This is a genomic window from Bradyrhizobium sp. 142 (assembly GCF_023074015.1).
Taxonomy (GTDB): Bacteria; Pseudomonadota; Alphaproteobacteria; order Rhizobiales; family Xanthobacteraceae; genus Bradyrhizobium.
In genome coordinates, this window is sequence record NZ_JADPKQ010000464.1 from 1 (window position 1) to 23,719 (window position 23,719).

The 23,719-nt window shown below is 65.1% G+C and carries 21 protein-coding genes and 2 pseudogenes; 12 read left to right on the top strand and 11 right to left on the bottom strand.

The window, feature by feature from the left end; genetic code table 11:
• From IVA82_RS42125 to IVA82_RS42135, 3 genes and pseudogenes are all read right to left on the bottom strand, one after another.
• A pseudogene (locus tag IVA82_RS42125) lies at window positions 1-333 on the bottom strand (group II intron reverse transcriptase/maturase); the annotation flags it as partial.
• Window positions 334-927: 594 nt separating this feature from the next.
• Window positions 928-2,193 (bottom strand): D-amino acid dehydrogenase, encoded by a 1,266-nt coding sequence (locus IVA82_RS42130; protein WP_247382371.1) that lies wholly within the window; start codon window positions 2,191-2,193, stop codon window positions 928-930.
• Between the two features lie 70 nt (window positions 2,194-2,263).
• A complete protein-coding gene (locus tag IVA82_RS42135) occupies window positions 2,264-3,592 on the bottom strand; it encodes an aspartate aminotransferase family protein (protein ID WP_247382372.1) in 1,329 nt (442 codons plus the stop codon).
• A gap of 147 nt (window positions 3,593-3,739) precedes the next feature.
• Between IVA82_RS42135 and IVA82_RS42140 the strand changes: the two genes are divergently transcribed.
• Window positions 3,740-4,288 (top strand): cupin domain-containing protein, encoded by a 549-nt coding sequence (locus IVA82_RS42140; protein ID WP_247382373.1) that lies wholly within the window; start codon window positions 3,740-3,742, stop codon window positions 4,286-4,288.
• Between the two features lie 21 nt (window positions 4,289-4,309).
• Here the strand turns inward: IVA82_RS42140 and IVA82_RS42145 are convergent, their stop codons facing one another.
• From IVA82_RS42145 to IVA82_RS42155, 3 genes are read right to left on the bottom strand one after another with little or no spacing between them, the layout of a single operon-like run.
• Window positions 4,310-6,571 carry a xanthine dehydrogenase family protein molybdopterin-binding subunit gene (locus IVA82_RS42145; RefSeq protein ID WP_247382374.1) on the bottom strand — a complete coding sequence of 754 codons (2,262 nt, stop codon included), beginning with the start codon at window positions 6,569-6,571 and terminating at the stop codon, window positions 4,310-4,312.
• The gene (locus IVA82_RS42150) at window positions 6,564-7,619 is read right to left on the bottom strand and encodes a xanthine dehydrogenase family protein subunit M (RefSeq protein ID WP_247382375.1); all 1,056 of its coding nucleotides are present in this window, start codon (window positions 7,617-7,619) and stop codon (window positions 6,564-6,566) included. Before IVA82_RS42150 ends, IVA82_RS42145 begins: the two co-directional genes overlap by 8 nt.
• A complete protein-coding gene (locus IVA82_RS42155) occupies window positions 7,616-8,113 on the bottom strand; it encodes a (2Fe-2S)-binding protein (protein WP_247382376.1) in 498 nt (165 codons plus the stop codon). Before IVA82_RS42155 ends, IVA82_RS42150 begins: the two co-directional genes overlap by 4 nt.
• 241 nt (window positions 8,114-8,354) lie before the next feature.
• Between IVA82_RS42155 and IVA82_RS42160 the strand changes: the two genes are divergently transcribed.
• Window positions 8,355-8,993 (top strand): TetR/AcrR family transcriptional regulator, encoded by a 639-nt coding sequence (locus IVA82_RS42160; RefSeq protein ID WP_247382397.1) that lies wholly within the window; start codon window positions 8,355-8,357, stop codon window positions 8,991-8,993.
• A 2-nt stretch (window positions 8,994-8,995) separates the two neighbouring features.
• Here IVA82_RS42160 and IVA82_RS42165 read toward each other — a convergent pair whose 3' ends face one another.
• Window positions 8,996-9,922: a LysR family transcriptional regulator gene (locus tag IVA82_RS42165; RefSeq protein ID WP_247382377.1), complete on the bottom strand. Its 927-nt coding sequence runs from the start codon at window positions 9,920-9,922 to the stop codon at window positions 8,996-8,998.
• A gap of 72 nt (window positions 9,923-9,994) precedes the next feature.
• On the opposite strand from IVA82_RS42165, the gene IVA82_RS42170 reads away from it, so the two are divergent.
• Complete coding sequence (locus tag IVA82_RS42170; protein WP_247382378.1) at window positions 9,995-10,411, top strand: cupin domain-containing protein; 417 nt, start codon at window positions 9,995-9,997, stop codon at window positions 10,409-10,411.
• Window positions 10,412-10,478: 67 nt separating this feature from the next.
• Window positions 10,479-10,882, top strand: a pseudogene (locus tag IVA82_RS42175) (DUF4864 domain-containing protein).
• Here the strand turns inward: IVA82_RS42175 and IVA82_RS42180 are convergent.
• Window positions 10,879-12,066 carry an MFS transporter gene (locus IVA82_RS42180; protein ID WP_247382379.1) on the bottom strand — a complete coding sequence of 396 codons (1,188 nt, stop codon included), beginning with the start codon at window positions 12,064-12,066 and terminating at the stop codon, window positions 10,879-10,881. The pseudogene IVA82_RS42175 and the gene IVA82_RS42180 sit on opposite strands and share 4 nt — an antisense overlap.
• A gap of 195 nt (window positions 12,067-12,261) precedes the next feature.
• Between IVA82_RS42180 and IVA82_RS42185 the strand changes: the two genes are divergently transcribed.
• From IVA82_RS42185 to IVA82_RS42220, 8 genes are all read left to right on the top strand, one after another.
• The gene (locus tag IVA82_RS42185) at window positions 12,262-12,729 is read left to right on the top strand and encodes a hypothetical protein (protein ID WP_247382380.1); all 468 of its coding nucleotides are present in this window, start codon (window positions 12,262-12,264) and stop codon (window positions 12,727-12,729) included.
• Window positions 12,730-12,808: 79 nt separating this feature from the next.
• Window positions 12,809-13,093 carry a hypothetical protein gene (locus IVA82_RS42190; protein WP_247382381.1) on the top strand — a complete coding sequence of 95 codons (285 nt, stop codon included), beginning with the start codon at window positions 12,809-12,811 and terminating at the stop codon, window positions 13,091-13,093.
• Between the two features lie 9 nt (window positions 13,094-13,102).
• Window positions 13,103-14,539: a TolC family protein gene (locus IVA82_RS42195; protein WP_247382382.1), complete on the top strand. Its 1,437-nt coding sequence runs from the start codon at window positions 13,103-13,105 to the stop codon at window positions 14,537-14,539.
• Between the two features lie 13 nt (window positions 14,540-14,552).
• Window positions 14,553-15,884, top strand: coding sequence for a copper oxidase (locus IVA82_RS42200; protein WP_247382383.1), 1,332 nt, complete (start codon window positions 14,553-14,555; stop codon window positions 15,882-15,884).
• Between the two features lie 32 nt (window positions 15,885-15,916).
• The gene (locus IVA82_RS42205) at window positions 15,917-16,372 is read left to right on the top strand and encodes a cupredoxin family protein (protein WP_247382384.1); all 456 of its coding nucleotides are present in this window, start codon (window positions 15,917-15,919) and stop codon (window positions 16,370-16,372) included.
• Between the two features lie 15 nt (window positions 16,373-16,387).
• A complete protein-coding gene (locus IVA82_RS42210; protein ID WP_247382385.1) occupies window positions 16,388-16,687 on the top strand; it encodes a copper-binding protein in 300 nt (99 codons plus the stop codon).
• Window positions 16,688-17,019: 332 nt separating this feature from the next.
• Complete coding sequence (gene flhA, locus IVA82_RS42215; protein WP_247382386.1) at window positions 17,020-19,161, top strand: flagellar biosynthesis protein FlhA; 2,142 nt, start codon at window positions 17,020-17,022, stop codon at window positions 19,159-19,161.
• 294 nt (window positions 19,162-19,455) lie between these two features.
• Entirely contained in the window at window positions 19,456-19,656 is a 201-nt protein-coding gene (locus tag IVA82_RS42220; protein ID WP_247382387.1) for a hypothetical protein, read from the top strand.
• 296 nt (window positions 19,657-19,952) lie between these two features.
• Here IVA82_RS42220 and IVA82_RS42225 read toward each other — a convergent pair whose 3' ends face one another.
• From IVA82_RS42225 to IVA82_RS42235, 3 genes are all read right to left on the bottom strand, one after another.
• Window positions 19,953-21,170 carry an NAD(P)/FAD-dependent oxidoreductase gene (locus IVA82_RS42225; protein WP_247382388.1) on the bottom strand — a complete coding sequence of 406 codons (1,218 nt, stop codon included), beginning with the start codon at window positions 21,168-21,170 and terminating at the stop codon, window positions 19,953-19,955.
• A gap of 132 nt (window positions 21,171-21,302) precedes the next feature.
• Complete coding sequence (locus IVA82_RS42230; RefSeq protein ID WP_247382389.1) at window positions 21,303-22,262, bottom strand: AraC family transcriptional regulator; 960 nt, start codon at window positions 22,260-22,262, stop codon at window positions 21,303-21,305.
• A 369-nt stretch (window positions 22,263-22,631) separates the two neighbouring features.
• Window positions 22,632-23,702 carry an anti-sigma factor gene (locus IVA82_RS42235; RefSeq protein WP_247493889.1) on the bottom strand — a complete coding sequence of 357 codons (1,071 nt, stop codon included), beginning with the start codon at window positions 23,700-23,702 and terminating at the stop codon, window positions 22,632-22,634.
• Window positions 23,703-23,719 lie beyond the last annotated feature (17 nt).

Sequence of the window (23,719 nt, forward strand, 5' to 3'; positions counted from 1 at the left end):
CACAGCCGTTGCCCGCTGCACGATCTTGTCCTCGAGGGCCGCGATCGCCAGCGGGCGCTGCCGTCCGTCCGGCTTTGGGATGTAGACCCGCCGCGACGGCTGCGGCCGGTACGCTCCCCGGTGGACACGGGCATGCAGATCCTCAAGGTTGGCCTTGAGATCTTGCTCATAGTCCCGCCACGTCACCCCGTCCGTGCCCGGCGCGGCATGCTTCTTCAACGCGAAGAACTCCGCCTCGAGCAGGTCGGGATCGATGTGGTGAAGCAGCGCGGTGAACCTCTCCTTCTTCCTTTCCCTTGCAGTTCGTCGTATGCGCTCCAGCGCCTGTGTCACGCTTGTCCGGCTCGGCGTCCGGGACGTGCTTTGCTGGTCCGCATTCCCCTTGGTCGCGGCCCTTCGCTCCACCAGCTCCTTTCGCAGATCGCTCTGCCTCGTTCGCCGGCTTCGCCGCTACTATGGCCGCGTCCGACTTCCCGCGTTCGTTCGTCATCGGCTTCGGCTCCTCGCCTTCCCGATGCGGACCGAAGGCGCATGCCGCCTGCGGTCGAATGCGGGACCTCCCAGGTTCCGGCGCGGTCCCTTACTGCGTGATGGGGTCTTCGACCACGGCAGAGCGTCAGCCCCTCGCATAACGGGACCGCACATGTTGCCTTCGACGTTGCTTACCGCCTCGGCCTCTGCGAGTTTCTGTCTTTCGCGGCTCAATAGCCACCCCACAGCATCGTTGTGTACGCTTCGCTGCCGCCGTCGCCGACGACACCGCAACACTCACTACCGGGCGCCCGCTACGGCTTACCCGGACCGGACTTCCACCGGTTGGACCGCGCCAGCTTGCCTGGCGCACAAGCAATCCAGAATCCCTCTGCGGAGACACTCTGGATTGCTTCGTCGCAAGGGCGCTCCTCGCAATGACGAGAGGATAGAGTCTTAGCCGAACCGGTGTGCGTACCGATCCACCGTCAACGCACTGACATCGATGTCCGGCTTCTTGCCCGACAGCATGTCGGCGAGCACGCGGCCGGAGCCGCAGGACATGGTCCAGCCGAGCGTGCCGTGGCCGGTGTTGAGGTGGAGATTGGCGTACTTCGTCGCGCCGATCACGGGAGGGCCGTCCGGCGTCATCGGGCGCAGGCCGCTCCAGAACGTGGCCTTGGCAAGATCGCCGCCGCGCGGGAACAGGTCGGTCAGCGAGTGATCGAGCGTGGCGCGGCGCGCGTCGTAGAGCTTGCCGGAATAGCCGGAGATCTCGGCGGTGCCGCCGACGCGGATGCGATTCCCGAGGCGCGTGATCGCGACCTTGTAGCTCTCGTCCATCACGGTGGATTCCGGCGCGCCTGAGGCGTCCTTGATCGGCACCGTGATCGAATAGCCCTTGACCGGATAGACCGGCAGCGAAATACCGAGCGGCGCAACCAGGCGCGACGACCAGCTTCCGAGCGCAAGGACGTAGGCGTCGGCGTGCAACAGGCCGGCGCTGGTCGCAACACCGCTGACGCGCGTGCCATCCGTGACGATGCGGTCGATGCCGGTGTTGAACATGAATCGGACGCCGAGCGCCTGGGCGTGCTTGGCCAGCGCCTGCGTGAACATATGGCAATCGCCGGTCTCGTCCTGCGGCAAACGAAGTCCGCCGGCGAATTTCCCTTTGACGCCGGCGAGCGCCGGCTCGGCCGCGATGCAGCCCTCGCGGCTCAGCACCTCGTACGGCACGCCATATTGCTTGAGGACGGCGATGTCCTCAGCGGTGCCGTCGAGCTGCGACTGGTAGCGGAACAGCTGGAGCGTGCCCTGCGAACGCTCGTCATACTGGATGCCGATGTCGCGGCGCAGATCGCGCAGGCAATCGCGGCTGTACTCCGCAATCGGAATCATCCGGCTCTTGTTGACGGCGTAGCGCTCGCTCGTGCAGTTGCGCAGCATCCTGAGCAGCCAGACCCACATCACGGGATCGAGCTTCGGCCGGATCACCAGCGGACCGTGCTTCATCAGAAGCCATTTGATCGCCTTGACCGGCACGCCGGGGCCGGCCCAGGGCGAGGAATAGCCGGGCGAGACCTCGCCGGCATTGGCGAAAGAGGTCTCCAGCGCCGGCTCCGGCTGACGATCGACGACCGTCACCTCATGGCCGGCACGCGCGAGGTAGTAGGCAGAGGTGACACCGATGACACCGCTGCCGAGGATCAGAACTTTCACGCTTGGTCAAACTCCCGCGGCATCACGCTCGCCGCTGCCAGGAAACAACTCGCAACGGCGAGAGCAATTATCAGGCCACCCGCTTGATTGCGTCGCCGAGGATCGACACGATGTCGTCGATGTGGCTCTTCTCGACGATGAGCGGCGGCGACAGCGCAAAGGAGTCGCCGCTCATGCGGAAGTACAGCCCGCGATTGAAGCAGTCGACCATGACGTCATAACCACGCGCACCGACCGCGCCGTCGCGCGGCGACAGCTCGACCGCGCCCATCAGCCCGCAATTGCGGATGTCGATGACATTGGGCAGGCCCTTCAGCGAATGCAGCGCATCGCGCCAGTAGTCGGCGATCGATCCACCGCGCGTGAGCAGGCCTTCGTCCTTGTAGATGTCGAGCGTGGCGATGCCGGCCGCGCAGGCCACCGGATGCGCCGAATAGGTGTAGCCGTGGAACAGCTCCATCTGGTTTTCCGGGCCGACCATCAGGCCGTCGTGCACCTTGCGGCTCGCGAACACTGCGCCGCAGGGCACGGTGCCGTTGGTGATGCCCTTCGCGGTCGTCATCAGGTCCGGCGTAACGCCGAAGAAGTTGGCGGCGAACGGCGTGCCGAGGCGGCCAAAGCCGGTGATGACCTCATCGAAGATCAGAAGGATGCCGTGCTTGTCGCAAATTTCGCGCAGGCGCTGGAGATATCCCTTCGGCGGCGGCAGCACCGCGGTCGACCCCGGCACCGGCTCGACGATGACGGCGGCGATGGTCTCGGCGCCATGCAGAGCGACGAGACGCTCGAGATCGTCGGCGAGCTCGGCGCCGTGCTCCGGCTGATCCTTGGCAAAGGCGTTGCGGGTGAGATCATGGGTGTGGCGGATATGATCGACGCCCGGCAGGAGGGTCGCGAAGGCGCGACGGTTGGCAACCATGCCGCCGACCGACGTGCCGCCGAAGCCGACACCGTGATAACCGCGCTCGCGGCCGATCAGGCGGGTGCGGCTCGACTGGCCGTTGGCGCGGTGATAGGCGAGCGCGATCTTCAGCGCGGTATCGACCGACTCGGAGCCGGAATTGGTGAAGAAAATGCGGTCGAGGCCCTTCGGCGCGATCTCGGCGAGCCGCTCGGCGAAGTCGAAGGCCAGCGGATGGCCCATCTGGAACGACGGCGCGAAGTCCAGCGTCATCAGCTGCCGCTCGACCGCGGCGGCGATCTGCTTGCGGCCGTGGCCGGCATTGACGCACCAGAGGCCGGCGGAGCCGTCGATCACCTTGCGGCCGTCGACGGTGGTGTAGTGCATGCCTTCGGCCGAGGAGAACAGCCGCGGCGCTTTCTTGAACTGCCGGTTGGCCGTGAACGGCATCCAGAACGAATCGGTCTTGATGGTGTTCGGAATCTGATGAAGGGTCACGGGCCACGCTCCTTTGCTGACCCATTAGCCGAACCACGCCTTCAAAAGCACAACAAGTCCTTTTCTGTCTGCCAGCAACCCATTGATCTTACTGGGGCTGCCGGTCCATATTTGCGCGATCCGCAACACCTGCAACAGGGACTGGGCATGAGCGTCGACATCGGTGGGCGGCTGCGATTCATCCGGACGCGCCAGAAGCTGTCGCAGCGCGAGCTTGCCAAGCGCGCCGGCGTCACTAATTCGACGATTTCGCTGATCGAATCCAACCAGATGAATCCGTCGGTCGGCGCGCTCAAGCGCATCCTCGACGGCATCCCGATGGGGCTTGCCGAATTCTTCGCGCTGGAGCCGGAGACGCGGCGCAAGATCTTCTACCGCGCCGAGGAACTGACCGAGGTCGGCAAGAAGCCGATCTCCTACCGCCAGATCGGCGACAATCTGTTCGGCCGCAGCCTCCAGATCCTGAAAGAGCGTTACGAGCCCGGCAGCGATACCGGGCGCGTTCATCTGGTGCATGAGGGCGAGGAAGGCGGCATCGTGATCACCGGCAAGCTCGAGGTCACCGTCGAGGACGAGCGGCGCATCCTCAACTCCGGCGATGCCTATTACTTCGAGAGCCGCCGCCCGCACCGCTTCCGCTGCGTCGGCGGCAAAGCGTGCGAGGTGATCTCGGCCTGCACGCCGCCGACGTTTTGAAGCGGCGGCAGGCCGGAAGTGTCAGAGCTGTGTCAACAGCTCCTCGATCCGGATCGGAAAGCGGCGGACGCGCACGCCGGTCGCATGCCAGACCGCATTGGCGACGGCGCCGGCGCTGCCGGTAATGCCGATCTCGCCGACGCCCTTGATGCCGAGCGCATTGACGTGCGGATCGTGCTCCTCGATCGTGATCACGTCGAGCGGCGGCACGTCGGCATTCACCGGGATGTGGTACTCGGCGAGATTAGCATTCATGATCCGGCCGCTGCGCCGGTCGGTGATGGCCTCCTCGTGCAGCGCGAACGACACGCCCCAAATCATGCCGCCGAACAGCTGGCTCTTCACCAGATGCGGATTGACGATACGCCCGGCGGCGAAGGCACCGACCATGCGGGTGACGCGGACCTGGCCGAGCTCGGGATCGACCTTCAATTCCGCAAACACCGCGCCATGGGCATGCATGGCATATTCCTCCATCGCTGCCGGATTTGGCGCGCCGGTGCCGCGGGCTTCGACCTCGGCGAGCCCGGCGCGCGCAAGGATCTCGGTGTAGCTCTCGCCGCGGCTCTCGTCGTCGCGGCGGAAGAGCTTTCCGCCGCGCGCGATCACGCCGGCATTGCCGGCGCCGAACAAGGGCGAGCGCTCGTCGCCCGTGGCGAGATCAGCGAGCTTGGCGATGACGGCGGCGCCGGCGCTGTGGATCGCAGCACCGGCGGTCGCGGTATGTGCAGAGCCGCCGGCAATGCCCGCATCGGGCAAGTCCGATGTGCCGGCCTTGAACTCCACCCGATCGATGTCGAGCCCGAGCCCGTCGGCCGCGATCTGGGCCAGCGCGGTCCAGGCGCCCTGTCCCATGTCATGCGCGCCGATCTCCATCACACCCGTGCCGTCACGGCGGATCGCCGCGCGTGCTTCGGCCTGGAACATCAGTGCCGGGAAGGTCGCGGTACCCATGCCCCAGCCGACCAAAAGCCCGGCATCATCACGTATCTGCCGCGGCTGCAGCGGCCGCTTCGCCCAGCCAAAGCGCGCCGCACCCTGCTCGTAGCAGGCGCGCAGCGCCTTCGAAGAAAACGGCTTTCCGGTGATCGGCTCGACTTCAGCATAATTCTTCAGGCGGAAGGCGAGCGGATCGATGCCGCAGACCCAGGCCATCTCGTCGATCGCGCTCTCCAGCGCAATCGAGCCCGTCGCTTCGCCCGGCGCCCGCATGAACAGCGGCGTGCCGGTATTGACGCGCACGGCGTCATGCGAGGTGCGGATCGCCGGAGCCGCATAAAGTGTGTGCGAGGCGTCGGCAGCCGGCTCGTAGAAGTCGTCAAATGTGCTCGATACGGTCCTGGCATGGTGATCGAGCGCGGTCAGGCGTCCGGCGCCGTCGGTACCCATGCGCAGCCGCTGGCGCGTCGGCGCACGATGGCCGACCGGCCCATACATCTGCTCGCGGCGCAGCACGAGCTTGACCGGTCGGCCGACAAGCTTTGCCGCCATGATGCCGAGCGTCGGCGGGCCGGACATCAGCCCCTTGGAGCCGAAGCCGCCGCCGAGGAACGGACTGCGGATAAGGATCTTGTCCGGCGCGATGCCGAACAGTTCGGCGATGCGGGCGCGCGACAGGAACAGACCCTGCGTCGGCATGTCGACCGACAGCTTGTCGCCGTCCCACGCGGCGACGATCGCATGCGGCTCCATCGCGTTGTGATACTGCGGCGGCGTCTCGTAAACGGCCTCGATCCGTTTCTCGGCCAAAGCAAGGCCCGCCTCGACATCGCCGCGGTGATTTTCGGTCGGATTGCCGACACCGACCACCGGCGGCACAAAGCTGTCGCCGGCGTCGAGCCCGATCAGCGCGGGCAGCGTCTCGTAGTGCGGTGCCAGCAACACCGCGCCTTCCGTCGCCGCCTCCAGCGTTTCCGCGATCACCACGGCGATCGGCTGGTTGGCGTAGCGGACCTCGGCGCTTTGCAACGCTTCCATCCGGAACACGAACGGATTGGTCTTGATCTCAGGATCGATCGCAAGCGGCGGCTTGTGGTCTGATGTCATGACATCGACGACGCCGGGATGGCGCTTGGCTGCAGTGACATCGAGCGAGGTCACGCGGCCGCGGGCGATGCTGGAGACGGCTAGCACCGCAAACAGCATGCCGGGCGGATGATTATCGGCAGCGTAGGTCGCCTGCCCCTTGACCTTGAGGATTCCGTCGCGGCGGGTCAGCGGCTGGCCGATATTCGAGCCGTGGCGCAGATGGGCAGGCGCGCTGGTGAGGTTGAGCTCAGGCATGGATGGCTCCGGAGGTCGAGGCAAAGGGAGAGGCCGGCAGCGCCGGCAGGCGCGCCGGTGTACCGGCCGCGGCGAGTGTCAGCGCGCGCACGACGATGCGGCGCGCGAGTTCGATCTTAAAGGCATTGTCGCCGGACGGCTTGGCGTCACCGAGCCCACGCCAGGCGGCTTCCTGGAAGACATCTGCCGTCGGCGCAACGTCCCTGAGCACGTCTTCTGCGGCGCGGGCGCGCCACGGCTTTGCGGCGACGCCACCGAGCGCGAGCCGCGCCTGCTTGATCTTGCCATTCTCGATCTGCAACGCAGCAGCGGCCGAGACGACGGCAAAGGCATAGGACGTGCGCTCGCGAACCTTGAGATAGCGCGCATGCGCGGCGAAGCCGCGTGCTGCAGGCGGCAGACGCACCGCGACGATGAGGTCGCCGGGCTCGAGCGTGCAGTCGCGCGCCGGTGTATCGCCGGGCAAGCGATGCAATTTGTCAAGTGCGATTTCGCGGCGGCCGTTACTGCCCTCGATCTCGACGACCGCATCAAGTGCGACAAGCGGAACGCAGAAATCGGAAGGATGCGTGGCGATGCAGCTGTCGCTCCAGCCGAGCACGGCGTGCGTTCGGTTCTCGCCATCGCGGGCGTCGCAACCGCTGCCGGCCTCGCGCTTGTTGCAGCGGCTGGCGGTGTCGTAGAAGTAGGCGCAGCGCGTCCGCTGCAACAGATTGCCACCGACCGTCGCGGCGTTGCGCAGTTGCGCGGAGGCACCGGAGAGCAGCGCTTCTGCCACCGCAGGATAGGACCTTGCGAATTCGGCATCATGCGCCAGATCGGCATTGCGCACGAGCGCGCCGATGCGCAGCGCCCCGTCGGCGAGATGCTCGACGCGGTCGAGCCCTCCGAGATGGGTGACATCAACCAGGCGATCCGGGCGGCTGATATTCCCCTTCATCAGATCGAGCAGATTGGTGCCGGCGGCAAGATAGACGGTGCCCGGCTGGGCGGCCGCGGCAACGGCCTCCGCGACCGTGGCCGGCCTGACATAATCGAACGGTTTCATGCGGAGCGCCTCTGATTGGTTTCGTCCATGCGTTCTTGCGCCTCCAGCACGGCATTGACGATGCCGGCATAGGCGCCGCAGCGGCAGAGATTGCCGCTCATGCATTCGCGGACCCGCTCGGGATCGTTGCCGGCCTGGCCTTCGCGCATCATGCCGATCGCGCTCATGATCTGGCCGGGCGTGCAGAAGCCGCACTGGAAGCCATCATGGGCGATGAAGGCGGCTTGTACGGGATGAAGCTGGTCGCCGTGCGCGACACCTTCGATCGTGAGGATATCGGCGCCGTCATGGCTGATGGCGAGCGCGAGGCATGAGTTGATGCGCTTGCCGTCGACGAGAATGGTGCACGCGCCGCACTGGCCGCGGTCGCATCCCTTCTTGGTTCCGGTGAGATGGAGGCGCTCACGCAACAGATCGAGCAGCGTGACGCGCGGATCGTCGAGGACGAAGTCGCGCCGCGCACCGTTCACGGTGAGGCTGATGGAGTGGTTCATACAAGGCTCCGATCAGATATGGACATGAGTGATCGCGCGTCGTGCCACCGCCGTGGCCGCCGTCGATTCCGCGCCGCCCGAATGTGATCCGAGCCAACGTGCGACCAAAGATACGGAGGCACCCTCCGCTTCACAAGGGCTATCAGAAAATATTTGGAATTCGTCAAAAGCCCGTGCGCAGACAACGCGATGCAGCCCTGCAAGGGTTCAATCTAACCAATTCGTGATCTACATTGCCGGCATGGACGACCACGCCGACCAGATCCGCAAACCCCGTGCCGATGCCGTGCGCAATCGCGAGCGCGTGCTTGAGGCAGCGAAAACCGTGTTCAATGCGGGCGGGCCCGAGGCGAGCCTCGAGGCCGTCGCGAAACGTGCAGGGGTCGGCATCGGTACCCTCTATCGGCACTTCCCGACCCGCGAGGATCTGTTCGAAGCGGTGTACCGGCGCGAAGTCGAGCAGCTCAGCGAGCTCGTCGAGCATCTGCGAAGTGCCAAGGATCCGGTCGATGCTCTGCGCCGCTGGCTGCGTTCCGCTGTCGAATTCGTTGCCACGAAAAAGGGCATGTCGGCCGCGCTGGCGTTGACCTTCCAGAGCTCGTCGGAACTCGCCGCCTTCTCGACGGACCGATTGACCAAGGCGATCGGCTCGCTGCTCGACCGCGCGGTCGCGGCCGGCCAGATGCGCGCCGATATCAGCCCGGAAGACCTGCTCCGGGCGCTGATCGGCATGTGCTACATGCACGACCAGCCCGGCTGGCAGTCCTCGGTGCTGCGGATGCTCGACGTGTTCGTCGATGGGCTGCGCATTCAGACTGCAGCCAAAGCGAAAGTGCGCTCCGCCAAACCAGCAAAGCCGTCCGCAAAGCGGAATCGCTAGCGTCACCCTGTCAAAATCGGCTTCAGGGCCTCGCGCTGGAGCACGATGAAGTCGAAGAAGGCGGCGATCCGCGGCACGCGCCGGAGATCGGGATGCGTCAGGATGCGCCAGCTCCGCGTCAATTCCGGAATCGGGCCAAGGACGCGGACGAGATCGGCTTCGGCATCGCCGAGCGCGACGGGAAGCGGACCGATGCCGACGCCGGACCTGATCGCAGAAACGAGGCCAAGCACGCTGTTTACGCGCGCAGCCATCTTGGCATTGGGCGCGACCTCCTTCAGCCATTTGACGGCGCGGTGATTGGCAAGGGATTCGTCCAGCCCGACCAGCAAATGACGCGTGAGATCCTCGACACGCTCCGGGCTGCCGTGCCGGTCGAGATAGTCGCGGCTGGCGTAAACCGCCCAGATCGACTCGGCGATCTTGCGCCCGACCAGCTCGTCGTCGGTATCGCCCGAGCGAAAAGCGATATCGACCTCGCCCTTCGACAGGTCGAGATAGCCGTCGCTCATCAGGAATTCGACGCGCAGCGAGGGATGCAGCGCGTGAAAATCGCCGACGAGACCGGATTGGATGAGCCGGGCGACGATCGGCTCGGGACAGGTGACCCGGATCACGCCCTTCATATCCTGCTCGGCGTCGATCGTCCGACGCTGGAAGTCGTCGATGGTGGCTTCGATCCGCTCGGCATAGGGCAGCATGATGTGACCGAATTCGGTGAGGCGGTAGCCGCTCGGCTGACGCGTCACCAGAGCGCGGCCGAGCCGCCGCTCCAGCTCCTCGAGCCGCCGGTGCACGGTCGACTGGCTGAGGCCGAGCGCCTTGCCGGCGGCAATGGTGCTGCCGTGCCGCGCGACCGCCAGGAGATATTTGAGGTCGTTCCAGTCGAACATAAAGGGATTATGCACTTCTGCGGCCGCCGACCGCAATGTTGCGGCTCCCGCGCCCGAACGGCGGCACCTAGGCTGATATCTTCAACGACTTACAAATGGAGACTTCGGATGCGCCCCCGTTTCGCTCTCAGCGCCGCAATCGTTCTGGGATGGTCGGCCGCAGCCGCCGCGCAGGACCACGGGGCACAGGGTCTCGCCAAACCGAATCTGGTGCTTGGCCAAGTGGTTGAAGGCCTACCGAAGGACGAGAAGCAGTCCGTGCGGGTGATGACCGCGTCGTTCAAGCCGGGTGACAAGACGCCCTATCATAGCCACCGCTTCCCGGTGACCGTCTACGTGCTCGAAGGCGCCTTCACACTCGAGCTCGAGGGCAAGCCGCCGCTGACGGTGAAGGCCGGCGAGGCACTGGTGGAACCGCCGAACGTGGCGATGACCGGCTACAATCGGACGAGCGGCGAGACCAGGGTCGTGATCTTCTATGTCAGCGCGGTCGACACCCCCTTCCTCGATCCGCTGTCACACTAGGCCGTTTGCCTGAAAATCCGCGTGGCGATATCCTTGCTGGACCGGGACGACCAAGCGAGGTTTTGCCATGCGTGCGCTCCTTGTCCTGATATTTGTGCTGCTAAGTGGCACTTCCGCACGCGCGACCGACGATGTCGCGGCGGCACAGGGCGTGATCCGCGCCCAGGAGCAGGCGTTCGTCCGCGACGATTCGGCGGCTGCCTATTCCTACGCCGCACCGGCGATCAGGGAAATATTCCCCGCACCGGACATCTTCATGTCCATGATGCAAAACGGCTACGCGCCGGTCTATCGCACAAGGGTTTTGAGTTCGGCGAGAGCAGGATCGAAGGCAACCGGATCGCGCAGCGCGTTCATATCGTCGATGCCAATGGCGAAGCCTGGGAGGTGCTTTACACGCTCGAGCAGCAGAGCGATGGCAGCTACAAGATCACCGGCTGCTCGCTGTTGAAGGCGGGACAGGCGGTCTAGGTCGCGAAGCCCGGTCCGGTCCTCACCGAATTCATCCGCGAGCGGATCAGCAGTAGCACGACGATCCCGACATTGAGCGCATTCCATGCCACGCCGTTGGCGAAGGCCGCGGCGTAGGAGCCGGTGCCGTCGAAGATGACGCCGGAGACCCAACCGCCGAAGGACATGCCGAACACCGAGGCGAAGATCACGATGCCGACGCGCGTTGCCGCCTCGCTGGCCGGCATCGCCTCGCGCACGATGATGGCGTAGCTCGGCACGATGCCGCCCTGGAACAGGCCGAACATCGCGGAGATCAGATAGAGCGAGGTGAGACTGTCGAAGAACAGATAAAACACCAGCGCGAAGCCCTGGGCCACCGATCCGATCAGAAGCGTGGGGATGCCGCCGATCTTGTCGGCGAGATATCCCGAGCCGATCCGGCTGACGATGCCGCAGGCCATCATCAGCGACAGCATCTCCGCGCCCCGCGCCACGCCAAAACCGAGATCGCCGCAATAGGCGACGATGTGGACCTGCGGCATCGCCATGGCCACGCAGCAGGAGATGGAGGCGATCGAGAGCAGGATCGTCAGCGTGTTGGTCGAGAGCTTGAGGTCGACCCGCGGCGGCGCCGCGTTGGCGTGATTGCGGACCTTGTCGTCACCCATCTGCGAACGCAGGACCAGCACAAGTATCGTCATCAGGCTGGCGCAGACGAGGCCGATGCCGATATGGGTGTAGCGCCAGCCATAGTTCTGCATGCCAAAGCTCACGATGGGCGGCCAAATGGTGCCGGCGACGTAATTGCCGCTGGCGACGATGGTCACGGCCAGCCCGCGGTAGCGCTCGAACCAGTGCGAAGCCTCCGCCATCAGCGGCGCGAAAGTCGCCGAGGTGCCGAGCCCGATCAGGAAGTAGGCGGCGACGAACTGCCAGAGCATGGTCGAGAGCCCGGCCAGCATATTGGCGACGCCGAGAAAGGCGATACTGATCGCCATCGCCGGCACGATCCCGAAGCGGTCGGTGATCTTGCCGGCAATCACGCCGCCGATCCCGAAGCCAAACATCATGAGGGTGAAGGCCAGCGACACCGCACCGCGCGTGGCGGCGAACTCGGCCTGTACAACGGGAATCACGACCACGACCGCCCACATGCCGACGGCGCCGATCGAGCCGATCAGAAGCACAATAATGAGCCGCACCCAGGCCTGACGGGAGTCAGGGGTGAAAGAAGCCGGTCTCTGTCCTGGATTCGGTGCGTGCACGCGCGGAACATGTTCGGTGATCGTCTCACGGTCAAGCATTGTGCCGCGATATTGGGCATGCGCGGTGCACTGCGGTAAGAAGTGCTTGGCGAAATTGCGATTTGCCATTAATTTGCAATCTGCGTGTGCATCATGGCGCGCGACAGGTATTTCGGACGCATGTTGCTTCAGTTGACGCGATCAGTACGGATGAAGGTGGGATGGCTGGTTGCCCTCGCCTATCTGTTCTGCGTCGTCGCGCCGGCCGCGGCACTTGCCTTGGGCACGGCGGCGCCATGCCTGACCGATGACGCCGTGCTGGCCGATCTTGTGCCGGCGCATCGTCAAACCAGCCATATTCACGCGGGCAACACAGCGCATGATCATGCCAAGAGCCACGGTCATGACCACGCCGCTGCGCAGGATGCGCCCGCACAGCATCATCACGACGGCAAAGGCAAGCCGGGCCCGTGCTGCGGGACGATGTGCATGACGGCGCTGCCGGCCGATCTGCCTGATATCGCAAAGCCGGTCCAGCCAATCTCCACTTGCGCCCCGGAGATCGCCATTCGCGTGCACAGCGAGGCGCCGCCCCTGCTCTACCGCCCTCCCATCGTCTGACCTGAACATCGTCACGACTTGCGGCGTCGCGCGTCTGCGCGCGCACGCCTGTGGTCCTCAGACAGATCAGGGATGATTCATGCTTACGCTTCTCGGGGCGAGATCCGCCGCCGTATTCCCGGCGCGTGGACGACACTTTCGATTCAGATGGCCGTTGCTGGCCGCGGTGGGACTGGCGCTGTCCGGCTGCATGCCGGCCGCCGTGCCGCTCGCCAGCGCCGACCCGGCCGATCCAGCGGCCAAGGTCGCGCCTGTCGGCTATCGCTCGACGATCGCGCCCTACACCAGTCTGCGGCCCGCGACACCGGCACCATGGCGCGAGCGCAACGACAGCGTTGCGCCGCAGCCCAAGCAACATCCGTAGGAGCGCGCCATGGCACACCATTTTGCGCGCGGCCTGCTGCTGGCGGCGCTCGGCCTCTCCGCACCCGGTCTCGCCGGCTGCGCCGCCTTCTCGCCTGACAGCGGCATGTCCGCGGTCTCGGACCTGACCAGCCAGACCATCCACAAGGACGTGGCCTTCGTCCGGTCGCCTGAGGGCGCGGAGGCGGCGAGCGGAACCGTCCGCCGGCTGTTGTCGCGCGCGCTGAGCACGGACGCGGCGGTGCAGATCGCGCTCCTCAACAACAAGGGACTTCAAGCCGCCTATAACGAGCTGGCGCTGGCCGAAACCGACCTCGTCGAACAGAGCCTTCCGCCCAATCCGGTGTTCTCGGTTTCGCGCATCAGCGGCAATGGCGCGAGCGAGATCGAACGCCAGGTGGTCGGCGACATCCTGGCGCTGGCAACGCTGCCGTTCCGATCCGAAATCGCACGCGAGCGTTTCCGGCAGGCGCAGCTACGCGCGGCGGTGGCGACGCTCAGGCTCGCCGCCGATGTGCGGCGCGCCCATGTCAGGGCCGTCGCGGCCAACGAGATGGTGGTGCTGCTGACGGACGCGAAATCGACGGCGGAATCGACGGCGCAGCTCGCCGTCAAGCTCGGCGAAACCGGTTCGCTCAACAAGCTCGACCAGGCGCGCGAGCAGGTATTTTACGCCGAGACCACCGTCGATCTCGCCACCGCACGTCAGGCCGCGACGAGTGGGCGGGAAAGGCTCGCGCGCCTGATGGGGCTGTGGGATGACGGCCTCGACTTCCGTCTGCCCAGCCAGCTGCCGCCATTGCCGCGCCGGCCGCTGGCGCTTCCATCCATCGAAGCCGACGCCGTCGGCCATCGCATCGACTTGCAGATCGCGCGGCTCGAGCTGACCGCGCTGGCCAGAGCGCTGACCCTCACCGAAGCGACGCGCTTCGTGACGCTGCTCGATCTGGCCGGCATCTCCCGCCGCACACAGGACCCGGAAGGCGCGCCGTTCCGCGAGCGAGGCTTCGACGTACAGTTCCAGATTCCGATCTTTGACGGCGGCGAGATGCGGGTGCGGCAGGCGGCGGAGATCTACAACCTCGCCTTCAATCGGCTGACCGAGCGCGCCGTCAACGTCCGCTCCGAAGCGCGCGATGCTTACCGCATCTACCGATCGACCTATGACATCGCCAGCCACTATCAGCGCGAGATCGTGCCGTTGCGCAAGATCATCACCGAGGAGATGCAGCTCCGTTTCTCCAGCATGCAGGTCGATATCTTCGCGCTACTGACCGAAGCGCGGCAGCGTCTGGCATCGCTGCGCGGGGCGATCGACGCAAAGCAAAGCTACTTCCTCGCGCAGTCCGAGTTGCAGACTATCGTCAATGGCGGCGGCTCGCCCGCTTCCGGCGGCGATAGTCCGACCACCATCGCCGCGGCAGCACCTGCCGACGGCGGCCACTGAGATGGAGGCGCACATGTTTTCCCGCCGAGGATTTTTGGGCACTGCTGCGCTCGTGAGCGCGAGCGCGATTCAAGGGCGAGTCCAGGCCGCGAGCATTCCGGAAGCCCCGCATATGGATAAGGCGGTGATGCAGCCGCCATTGCATCCGGCCAGCGGCCCGGACTACGGCCCCGTCGTCACGCTGAACGGCTGGACCCTTCCGTTCCGCATGAACGGCGACTGGAAGGAATTTCATCTTGTCGCCGAGCCGGTGGTGCGCGAGTTCGCCGAAGGCATGAAGGTGAACCTGTGGGGCTATAACGGCCAGTCGCCAGGCCCGACCATCGAGGCGGTCAAGGGCGACAAGGTCCGCATCTTCGTCACCAACAGACTACCCGAATACACCACCGTGCACTGGCACGGCATGATCGTGCCGAGCGGCATGGACGGTGTCGGCGGGCTGAACCAGCCGCACATCGCGCCCGGCAAGACCTTCGTCTACGAATTCGAGATGAAGAAGAGCGGAACCTTCATGTACCACCCGCATTCCGACGAGATGGTGCAGATGGCGATGGGCATGATGGGTATGGTCATCGTGCATCCGCGCGATCCGAATTTCCGTCCCGTCGACCGCGACTTCGTCTTCGTGATGAGCACCTATCTCGTCGACCCCGGCACCTACCTGCCGAAGGTCAACGAGATGACCGACTTCAACATGTGGACCTGGAATTCGCGCGTGTTTCCCGGCATCGATCCGCTCCCGGTCAGGCTCGGCGACAAGGTGCGCGTGCGTATCGGCAATCTCAGCATGACCAACCATCCGATCCATCTGCACGGCCACAGTTTTGCGGTGACCTGCACCGACGGCGGCTGGATTCCGGAGAGCGCGCAATATCCGGAGACGACCACCGACGTGCCGGTCGGCGCGGTGCGCGTGTTCGACGTCCTCGCCGACAATCCCGGCGACTGGGCGTTTCACTGCCACAAGTCGCATCACACGATGAACGCAATGGGCCACGACATGCGCAATCTGATCGGCGTGTCGCGCAAGGATCTCGCGAAGGCCGTCGGCAAGCTCGCGCCGGATGGCATGGCGATGGGCTCGACCGGCATGGCGATGGGCAACATGGAGATGCCCGCGCCCGACAACACGCTGCCGATGATGACCGGCACCGGGCAGTTCGGCCCGATCGAGATGGGCGGCATGTTCACGGTGATGAAGATCCGCGAGGGAATGGCGCGCGACGATTACCGCGATCCTGGGCCTTACCAGTTCCCGCAAGGCACCGTCGCCTACGAGGTCGCCTCACCGGCGGCAGCACCTGCACGGCAGCCGGGGACGCCGATGCACAAGATGAAGATGTGAACGTTTCGATGAACCACCAACTGGAGACGACAATGAAGAAGACGGTCAAACTGGCCCTGGCGCTGGCTGCGCTCTCGATTGCACCCAGCCGCGCGCATGAAAATCACGGCCACGAATCCTTCTCGGCCGGCGAGCCAGGCGATCCAAAAAAACCTGCGCGCGTCATCGAGATTGCGATGAGCGAGATGAACTACGAACCGTCAAGGATCGAGGTCAAACGCGGCGAGCAGATCCGCTTCGTGCTGCGCAACGTCGGCAAAGAGGACCATGAATTCCTGCTCGCCACCACCAAAGAGAATCTCGCACACGCCGAGGTGATGAAGAAGCATCCGCACATGGAGCACGACGAGCCCAACGGGGTGCGACTCGCGCCGAACAAGACGACCGAGGTCCTCTGGAAGTTCAGTAAGGCCGGCACGTTCGAATTTTCCTGCCTGATCCCCGACCACCGCGACTACGGCATGGTCGGCCGCGTCACGGTGAAATAACCAATGGAGAGAACCATGAAACCGATCATCCGCATGACCGCAGCCCTGACACTGGCGCTCGGCCTGTCCGTGGGCGCACCCGCGCAAGCCGCGTCCGTCAACGGCGAGGTGAAGAAGATCGACGAGGGCGCGGGAAAGATCACGCTCAAGCACGGGCCAGCCAAGAACCTCGGCATGGATGAACCCATGACCATGGTCTACCGGGTCAAGGATCCGGCGGTGCTCAAGCAGGTCAAGGTCGGCGACAAGGTGACCTTCGAAGCCGAGGAGGCGGCGGCGGGGTACACAGTGACGAAGATCGAGAAGGCGAAGTAGCGGGCCCCAAGGTCATTCCGGGGCGCGCCTCTTGCTTGGCGCGAGCCCGGAATCCATTTCTCCCCATCGCCTGCAACACTCGGGTTCGCTCGACGCGCGCCCCGGAATGAGGGGCGAAACACCCGTTTCGCCCCTTCTCCCCACCATCATTAACCCTTTGCTAACCATACACCGGGCAAAAATTGCCCAGTGGAGTCGAGTGTCGTCAGCCGCGTAGAACGGGAGCTCCCGTGGACGCCAGTGCGGTGCCTCACTTTCGAAACGGCGGCCCATCGGCCGCCGCGCAGACGTTTGGGGCGCGCGGGCGACAATCGCGCGGAGAGGCAGCTACCATGGTCGATGTCACCGCGGGACAGGGCGTAGGCGGGGCGAGGCCCGGCCTCCCCTCCCTCACCGAGATCGTCAACGTCCTCAAGCGCGGCGACATCGCGCTCGCGCTCGGCATCCTCACCATCCTGGTGGTGTTGATCCTGCCTCTGCCCGCGATCGTGCTGGATCTGTTCCTGGCGATCTCGATCACGCTCTCGATCCTGATCCTGATGACGTCGCTGTTCATTCAGGCGCCGCTGGAATTCTCCGCCTTCCCGACTATCCTCTTGATCTCGACCATGCTGCGCCTGTCGCTCAACATGGCCTCGACCCGCCTCATCCTGTCGCACGGGCACGAGGGCACGGATGCCGCCGGTCATGTCATCGAAGCCTTCGGCAGCTTCGTGATGGGCGGCAATTTCGTCATCGGCATCATCGTCTTCGCCATCCTGGTCATCGTCAACTTCGTCGTCATCACCAAGGGTTCGGGCCGTATCGCCGAGGTCGCGGCGCGCTTCCACCTCGACGCCATGCCGGGCAAGCAGATGGCGATCGACGCCGACCTCTCCGCCGGCCTGATCGACGAGAAGGTCGCCAAGGAGCGGCGCAAGGCGCTGGAGGACGAGAGCGGCTTCTTCGGCGCCATGGACGGTGCCTCCAAGTTCGTCCGCGGCGACGCCATCGCCGGCCTGCTGATCGTCTTCATCAACGTCGTCGGCGGTATGATCATCGGCGTGGCGCAGCAGGGTCTGTCGTTTGCCGATGCCGGCCGCAGCTACACGCTGCTGACCGTCGGTGACGGCCTCGTCACCCAGGTGCCGGCGCTGATCGTCTCGACCGCGGCCGGCCTGCTCGTCTCAAAGGCGGGCGTTTCGGGTGCGGCCGACAAGGCGCTGATGAAGCAGTTCTCCGGCTATCCGCAAGCGCTGGCGATGTCCTCGGCAGTCATGCTGGTATTGGCGGCGCTGCCGGGTATTCCGACCCTCCCCTTCCTCGCGCTCGGCGCGGGCGCCGGCGCGCTGGCCTGGTCCGCGCGCAAGCGCAACCGTGCGACCGCCAAGGCCGACGAAGCCGCCAAGGCCGCGCCCGCCCCCGGCACGCCCGGTGCGCCGGGCGCCGCCGCTCAGGAAGAGCCGATCTCGGCAGCGCTCAAGATCGACGACCTCAAGATCGAGCTTGGCTATGCGCTCTTGCCGCTCGTCAACGGTCCCGACGGCACCGACCGCCTCACCGAGCAGATCAAGGCGTTGCGCCGCTCGCTCGCGATCGAGATGGGCTTTGTAATGCCGTCGGTGCGCATCCTCGACAACGTCCAGCTCGAGGCCAACACCTACATCATCAAGATCAAGGAGGTCGACGCCGGCACCGGCAAGATCTGGCCGAATCAGTTCATGGTCATGGACCCCGGCGGCAGCCAGGTGCAGCTGCCCGGCATCCACACCACCGAGCCGACCTTCGGCCTGCCCGCGACCTGGGTGGACGCCAGCCTGAAGGAAGAGGCCTCGCTTAAGGGCTACACGGTGGTCGACGCGGCGACCGTGCTCTCGACCCACCTCACCGAGCTGCTCAAAGGCAACATGTCGGACCTCTTGTCCTATGGCAAGGTGCAGAAGCTGCTCAAGGAGCTGCCGAAGGAGCAGGGAGAGTTGGTCAAGGACATCGTGCCCGGGCAGGTCACGGTCTCCGGCATCCAGCGCGTGCTGCAGCTTCTGCTCGCCGAGCGCATTTCGATCCGCGACCTCTCGACCATTCTCGAAGGCATCGCGGACTCGCTGGCCTTCTCGCGCAATCCCGCGACCATGGTCGAACACGTTCGTGCCCGGCTGGCGCGGCAGATCTGCGCGCAGAACACCTCCTACAACGGTTATCTGCCGCTGATCGCGCTGTCGGCGCGGTGGGAGCAGGCCTTTGCCGAATCCATCATCGGCCAGGGCGAGGAGCGCAGCCTCGCGATGCAGCCGTCGAAACTGTCGGAGTTCATGACCGCGGTGCGCGAGGCGTTCGAGCGCGCGGCCCGCGAAGGCGAGGCGCCGGTACTGGTTACGTCTGCGGCAATTCGTCCGTTCGTGCGTTCGCTAGTCGAGCGGTTCCGTGCCCAGACCACGGTGCTGTCGCAGGCAGAAATCCACCCTAGGGCGAGGTTGAAAACGGTCGGAAGCATCTGATTTGCCTTAAGAAGCCGTATGTTTTTCGGCCACAGGCAAATGGTTTTTGAGTTCCTGGCGCCCTGTGAACCAAAAGCCGATCAGGCGCTTTACATGTACATTACCGCATTGAAATAATTGTAAAATCGCACGATTTGGCGCCGCTTTTAATCGCGACAGTTCACGTCCTGTCACGCTCTTGTGACCGCCCCTTGGGAACGAATCCGCCCAATACTAGGTTGTTGGGCACCGGAAGCATGAACCCGCCTGGACTGGCGGGTGACTACTTCGGGTAGATGGCGGCAGGAGGCTTCCATGAACCACTCGATGTACAGCGCGGATCGCTCGACCCACTTAAAGATTGTGGTCGTCGCGCTCGTCGCCGGCATCGTGATGGCGGGTCTCGGCATCACCGCGCGCACGAGTTCAGATGAAGGTCTGACCCAGACCGCTCGCGTTATGAAGGCCGGCAAGCCGGTCGCTATCACCAGTTCGAACGTTTCGCTCGTTCGCTAAGGAGATTTGAGTTTCAGGAATTCACGCGGCTCTTTACCAGCCCCCCAAAGTCGCCACGTGGATATGTAGACGACCCCAACCCCAAGTCGACTACAGAAAGCGCCCGCCCCCCACGGGCGCTTTCTCATGTCTGGGGTAACCCGTCATTGCCAGCGCACGCGCTTTAAACTCGTCATTGCGGAGCAATCCAGACTGCATTCGCGGAACGATTCTGGATTGCTTCGCTACGCTCGCAATGACGGAGCGAGGCGCACGGCCGCCATCCTCTACAAGCACCACCGCAGCATCGCGAAATACTATCGTGCCCCATAGGTCGGCGGCGGCGCCTGCACGGTCGGTGCTGCCGCGGCGAAGAGATCGGCCTTGTTGCCGGTGAGCGGCGGATAGATGCGCTTGCGATTGATGATCTGTTTGGTTGCCTTGGCGGCCTGACCGGTCGTCCGCACCTCCCGGTCCCACCCTTCCGTGTAGAGTGCACCCCACTTCCCGAGATCGAGCACGGTCACGTACCAGTCGATCCGCAGCGGCAAGAGCGGCAGGCCGGCGAGATCGGCCACCACATTGTGGCCGGCGAAGCGACCCATGGGGCGGGCGAACTGGCAGGACATCACGGTCGGATGCAGCCCGTCGACCACGCTGGAGGCGACGTCACCAGCCGCAAAGACGCCGGGCAGATCCGCAACCCGCATGAAGGGATCAACCAGGAGACGCCCGAGCCGATCGCGCTCGCCCGCAAAACTCGCCGCGATCGGACTCGCGCGCATGCCGGCGCACCAGATCACCGTCTGCGCGGCGATGAACTCGCCGGAGTTCAGGCGAATGCCGGCGGCCTCAATCGACACGACGCGGGCGCCAAGTCGCATCTCCACCTCAAGCGACGACAACGCCGTTTCGATCACGGAGCGCGCGTGCACGCCGATGGTGGCGCCCACTGCGGCGTTGGGATCGACCAGGATGATGCGGCGACTGCCGGTGATGCCCGCACGCGCAAGCCTGTCCGGCATCTCGGCCGCAACCTCGATACCGGTAAACCCAGCACCGACCACAACGACCGTCGAACGCCCAGGCGACGGCGCGCTTCGTCCGAGCACTGTGAGATGATCCTCGAGGCGAAGCGCCGCGGCATAGCTATCGACGTCGAAGGCGTGGTCGGAAAGGCCAGGAATTTCGGGGCGCATCACTTCGCTGCCGAGCGCGAACACGAGCCGGTCATAGGCCAGCGTTTCCTCGCCGCTGCTCGTGACCAGCGCGATCTCGCGCCGTGCGGGATCGATGGCCTCGACCTCGCCGATGCTATGACTGACGCCGATGGGGTCGAGCAGTTGCGGAAGCGGAATGACGGCCTCGCTGAGATCGACCTCGTAATTGCGCACGCGAATATTGTGAAAGGGGTTGCGATCGATGAGGTGAATGTCGATGTCGCCGGCTCTTCCGATCTCGTCGCGCGTGCGCGCGGCGCCGATGGCCGCCCACAGGCCTGCAAATCCGGCGCCGAGCACGACGATACGCGCCATGTCTGTCTGCTGCGCTTTTCCGAGGGATCGATATGCGATCGAGCGGTCTGCCCGCGCAGACAGGTATAGCCTATCCGCTCCGATGGACCAACAGCGCCAGCACCGGTCTCAAGGCACATTCACGAACGCGGCTCACTGCTCCCGCATCTCCGACGGCGTCGCGCCGAAGCGCTTGCGGAAGGCGCGGTTGAAATAGGACAGGTCGGAGAAACCGGAGGAATGCGCGATGTCGCTGATCTTGCGCGCCTTGGCGCGGGGATCGCCGAGCAGCTTTCGCGCCAGCAGCAGACGCTGCTCCAGCACGAATTCGGTGAACGTGGTGCCGGCCTGCTCGAACAGGCGCTGCGCCTGCCGCGGGCTCAGGCTTGAGCGCGTCGCTATCTCGGACAGACAGAGATCGCTGCAGCCAAGCCCGGCCATCACATCGGCCCGCATGAGCTCGAGGCGCGCTGCCGCGTGGCCCCGGCCACGCGCCAGGTTTGCATGCTCGGCGTCGGTGCCGAGCAGGAGGCCGACGAGATCGACCATGTGCTGCGCGGTCAGACGCTGGCCGACGGCGTCGAGATGCGGCGCGTGATTGGCGGCGAGCGCGTGATAGCGAAACACGGTCTCGGCAACCGCACCGTCGCAGAGCACCTGGGACAGCTTGTCCTCGGCGCGCGGATTGATGTCGAGCAACGCGCGGCGCGGCATGCGGACGGTGGTGAAGCGATCCTCGTCGGTGTGGCCGATGGTGCCCGTGACGCTCATGTCGACCAGCATCATCTGTTCGGGCGCGAGATTGACGGCATGGCCGTTCTGCCGAACGCGGACGAGGCCCGCGTGTGCCGAGATCAGCACGAGATCGTCATTGCCGTCGGCCAGGCCGCTCTGCGTGCGCGAATATTGCGCGGAGGCGCCTTCGGGAACGGCGAGCGCGATATTGTCGACCACGCTGATCTGGAGCCGGCAATCGATGCTGTCGCCATGGCTCGGTCCGATATCGAGCCCGCAGGGACCACAGGCCCTCTCGCGCCAATGCTCGAACGCCGGGCCGTGCGGCAGCCCTGCATATTGGTGAATGAAGATGCCCGGCGTCTTCGCTGCATCCATCTGACTTCTCGCCCCTCTCGGGCGCCGTAGACATCGACGCCGACACTCGATTGCGCGGATTTGACGCTGCGAATCGCGGGGAGGTTCAAATCGGAGGGCCGATTCGCTCGGGCTTGTCGAAATGCGACGACGGGATGGACCGTGGCGACAGGAACAGGCTGGGTTCGCGCCGCCAAATTGCTTGTTGAAGCGCCCAATGGCACTCCAGCGTCGTCCTGAACAAGCGAGCAGAGCGAGCGCCGATCCAGGATCCATTACCACCGGCCTGCGTTGCAACGATACGCTATGGCCGCGTTTTGCTGCAACAACATGTCGTCGGGTAATGGGTCCTGGCTTTCGCCAGGACGACGGCGGGGCTTTCAGCGAATCCTACTTCTTCGCCGGCGCCTGCGGCTGTGTGGGCGGCACGGTTTCGATCAGCTTACCGGAAAACACCGGCGCCGAGGTCGGCTGGCCGTTGGGCGATCCGCCCGCCTGCTCGATGGTGACGGCATAGGTCGCGCCGTTGACGACGTCGGCATCATAGGAGCCGAGCACCGGACGCGCGGTGAAATCGCCACTGCCAATCACGCCGAGCGAACGCGGGCGCGGCAGCTTGTCGGAGATCAGCCAGAGCTCGAAGCTCTTGCCGGGCTCCTGAGTCGCGCCGACCTTGCGCACCGTGAAATTGCGCGTCGCGCCGTCGATGGTGAGGATGAAGGCGGGGCCGCCGTCCTGGCCCTGCAACAGCGCGACATATTGCGCAGGCGCCGTGAGCGGCGCCGGTGTCTTCACCTCGACCGTCTGGATCCGCGGCGCAGGACGCAAGTTCCCCGGCAGCGCGTCGGGCTGGAAGATCTGCAGCGATAACGTCACTAGCAGCGCGGCCGCGAGCGTGCCGACAGCAGAGGCAATACGACGCCAGCGCTTCACGCGGCTCTCGAGACGGATCACATTGCTATCGTCAGCGACGGGCGCCGGCGGCGCGCGCGCAACCTCAAGGTCCGGCGCATGGACCTGCGGAATGAATATTGGGACGACGTCCGGAATGGCATCCGGCTGGGGCCGCTGCGGCTCCGGCTGCGATACCTCCTCCGATGAAAATTCTTGCGACGGGGTGTCCGCCGAGGACGATTCAGGCACAGGCTGGGGCGGCGCGGCTTCCGGCAGCGGCGGCTCCTGGGCATGGGGCTCCTGGACATGGGGCTCCTGGACATGGGGCTCCTGGGCATGGGCCGTCCGCGCGATCTCGGACCTGATATTCTCCCACACGATCGGCCGCGGCTCGATCGTGCCGACCATCTGGTTGAGGACGCCGAACCGGTATTCCCAGGCTCGCACGATCGCAGCGAACTCCTCGTCCACCGCCATCATGGTCGCGACCTGCGCGCGCTCGTCGGCATCAAGTGTGCCGAGCGCATATTCCGCGGCGAGCGCGATATGGTCCTCCGTGTAGGCCATCAATGTCCTTCACCTCT

Coding starts and splice junctions, on each gene's coding strand:
- IVA82_RS42140 (WP_247382373.1), top strand. CDS start 3,740: ATGAGCGTCGACATCGGTGGGCGGCTGCGATTCATCCGGACGCGCCAG.
- IVA82_RS42145 (WP_247382374.1), bottom strand. CDS start 6,571: ATGCCTGAGCTCAACCTCACCAGCGCGCCTGCCCATCTGCGCCACGGC.
- IVA82_RS42150 (WP_247382375.1), bottom strand. CDS start 7,619: ATGAAACCGTTCGATTATGTCAGGCCGGCCACGGTCGCGGAGGCCGTT.
- IVA82_RS42155 (WP_247382376.1), bottom strand. CDS start 8,113: ATGAACCACTCCATCAGCCTCACCGTGAACGGTGCGCGGCGCGACTTC.
- IVA82_RS42160 (WP_247382397.1), top strand. CDS start 8,355: ATGGACGACCACGCCGACCAGATCCGCAAACCCCGTGCCGATGCCGTG.
- IVA82_RS42170 (WP_247382378.1), top strand. CDS start 9,995: ATGCGCCCCCGTTTCGCTCTCAGCGCCGCAATCGTTCTGGGATGGTCG.
- IVA82_RS42185 (WP_247382380.1), top strand. CDS start 12,262: ATGGCGCGCGACAGGTATTTCGGACGCATGTTGCTTCAGTTGACGCGA.
- IVA82_RS42190 (WP_247382381.1), top strand. CDS start 12,809: ATGCTTACGCTTCTCGGGGCGAGATCCGCCGCCGTATTCCCGGCGCGT.
- IVA82_RS42195 (WP_247382382.1), top strand. CDS start 13,103: ATGGCACACCATTTTGCGCGCGGCCTGCTGCTGGCGGCGCTCGGCCTC.
- IVA82_RS42200 (WP_247382383.1), top strand. CDS start 14,553: ATGTTTTCCCGCCGAGGATTTTTGGGCACTGCTGCGCTCGTGAGCGCG.
- IVA82_RS42205 (WP_247382384.1), top strand. CDS start 15,917: ATGAAGAAGACGGTCAAACTGGCCCTGGCGCTGGCTGCGCTCTCGATT.
- IVA82_RS42210 (WP_247382385.1), top strand. CDS start 16,388: ATGAAACCGATCATCCGCATGACCGCAGCCCTGACACTGGCGCTCGGC.
- flhA (WP_247382386.1), top strand. CDS start 17,020: ATGGTCGATGTCACCGCGGGACAGGGCGTAGGCGGGGCGAGGCCCGGC.
- IVA82_RS42220 (WP_247382387.1), top strand. CDS start 19,456: ATGAACCACTCGATGTACAGCGCGGATCGCTCGACCCACTTAAAGATT.
- IVA82_RS42225 (WP_247382388.1), bottom strand. CDS start 21,170: ATGGCGCGTATCGTCGTGCTCGGCGCCGGATTTGCAGGCCTGTGGGCG.
- IVA82_RS42230 (WP_247382389.1), bottom strand. CDS start 22,262: ATGGATGCAGCGAAGACGCCGGGCATCTTCATTCACCAATATGCAGGG.
- IVA82_RS42235 (WP_247493889.1), bottom strand. CDS start 23,702: ATGGCCTACACGGAGGACCATATCGCGCTCGCCGCGGAATATGCGCTC.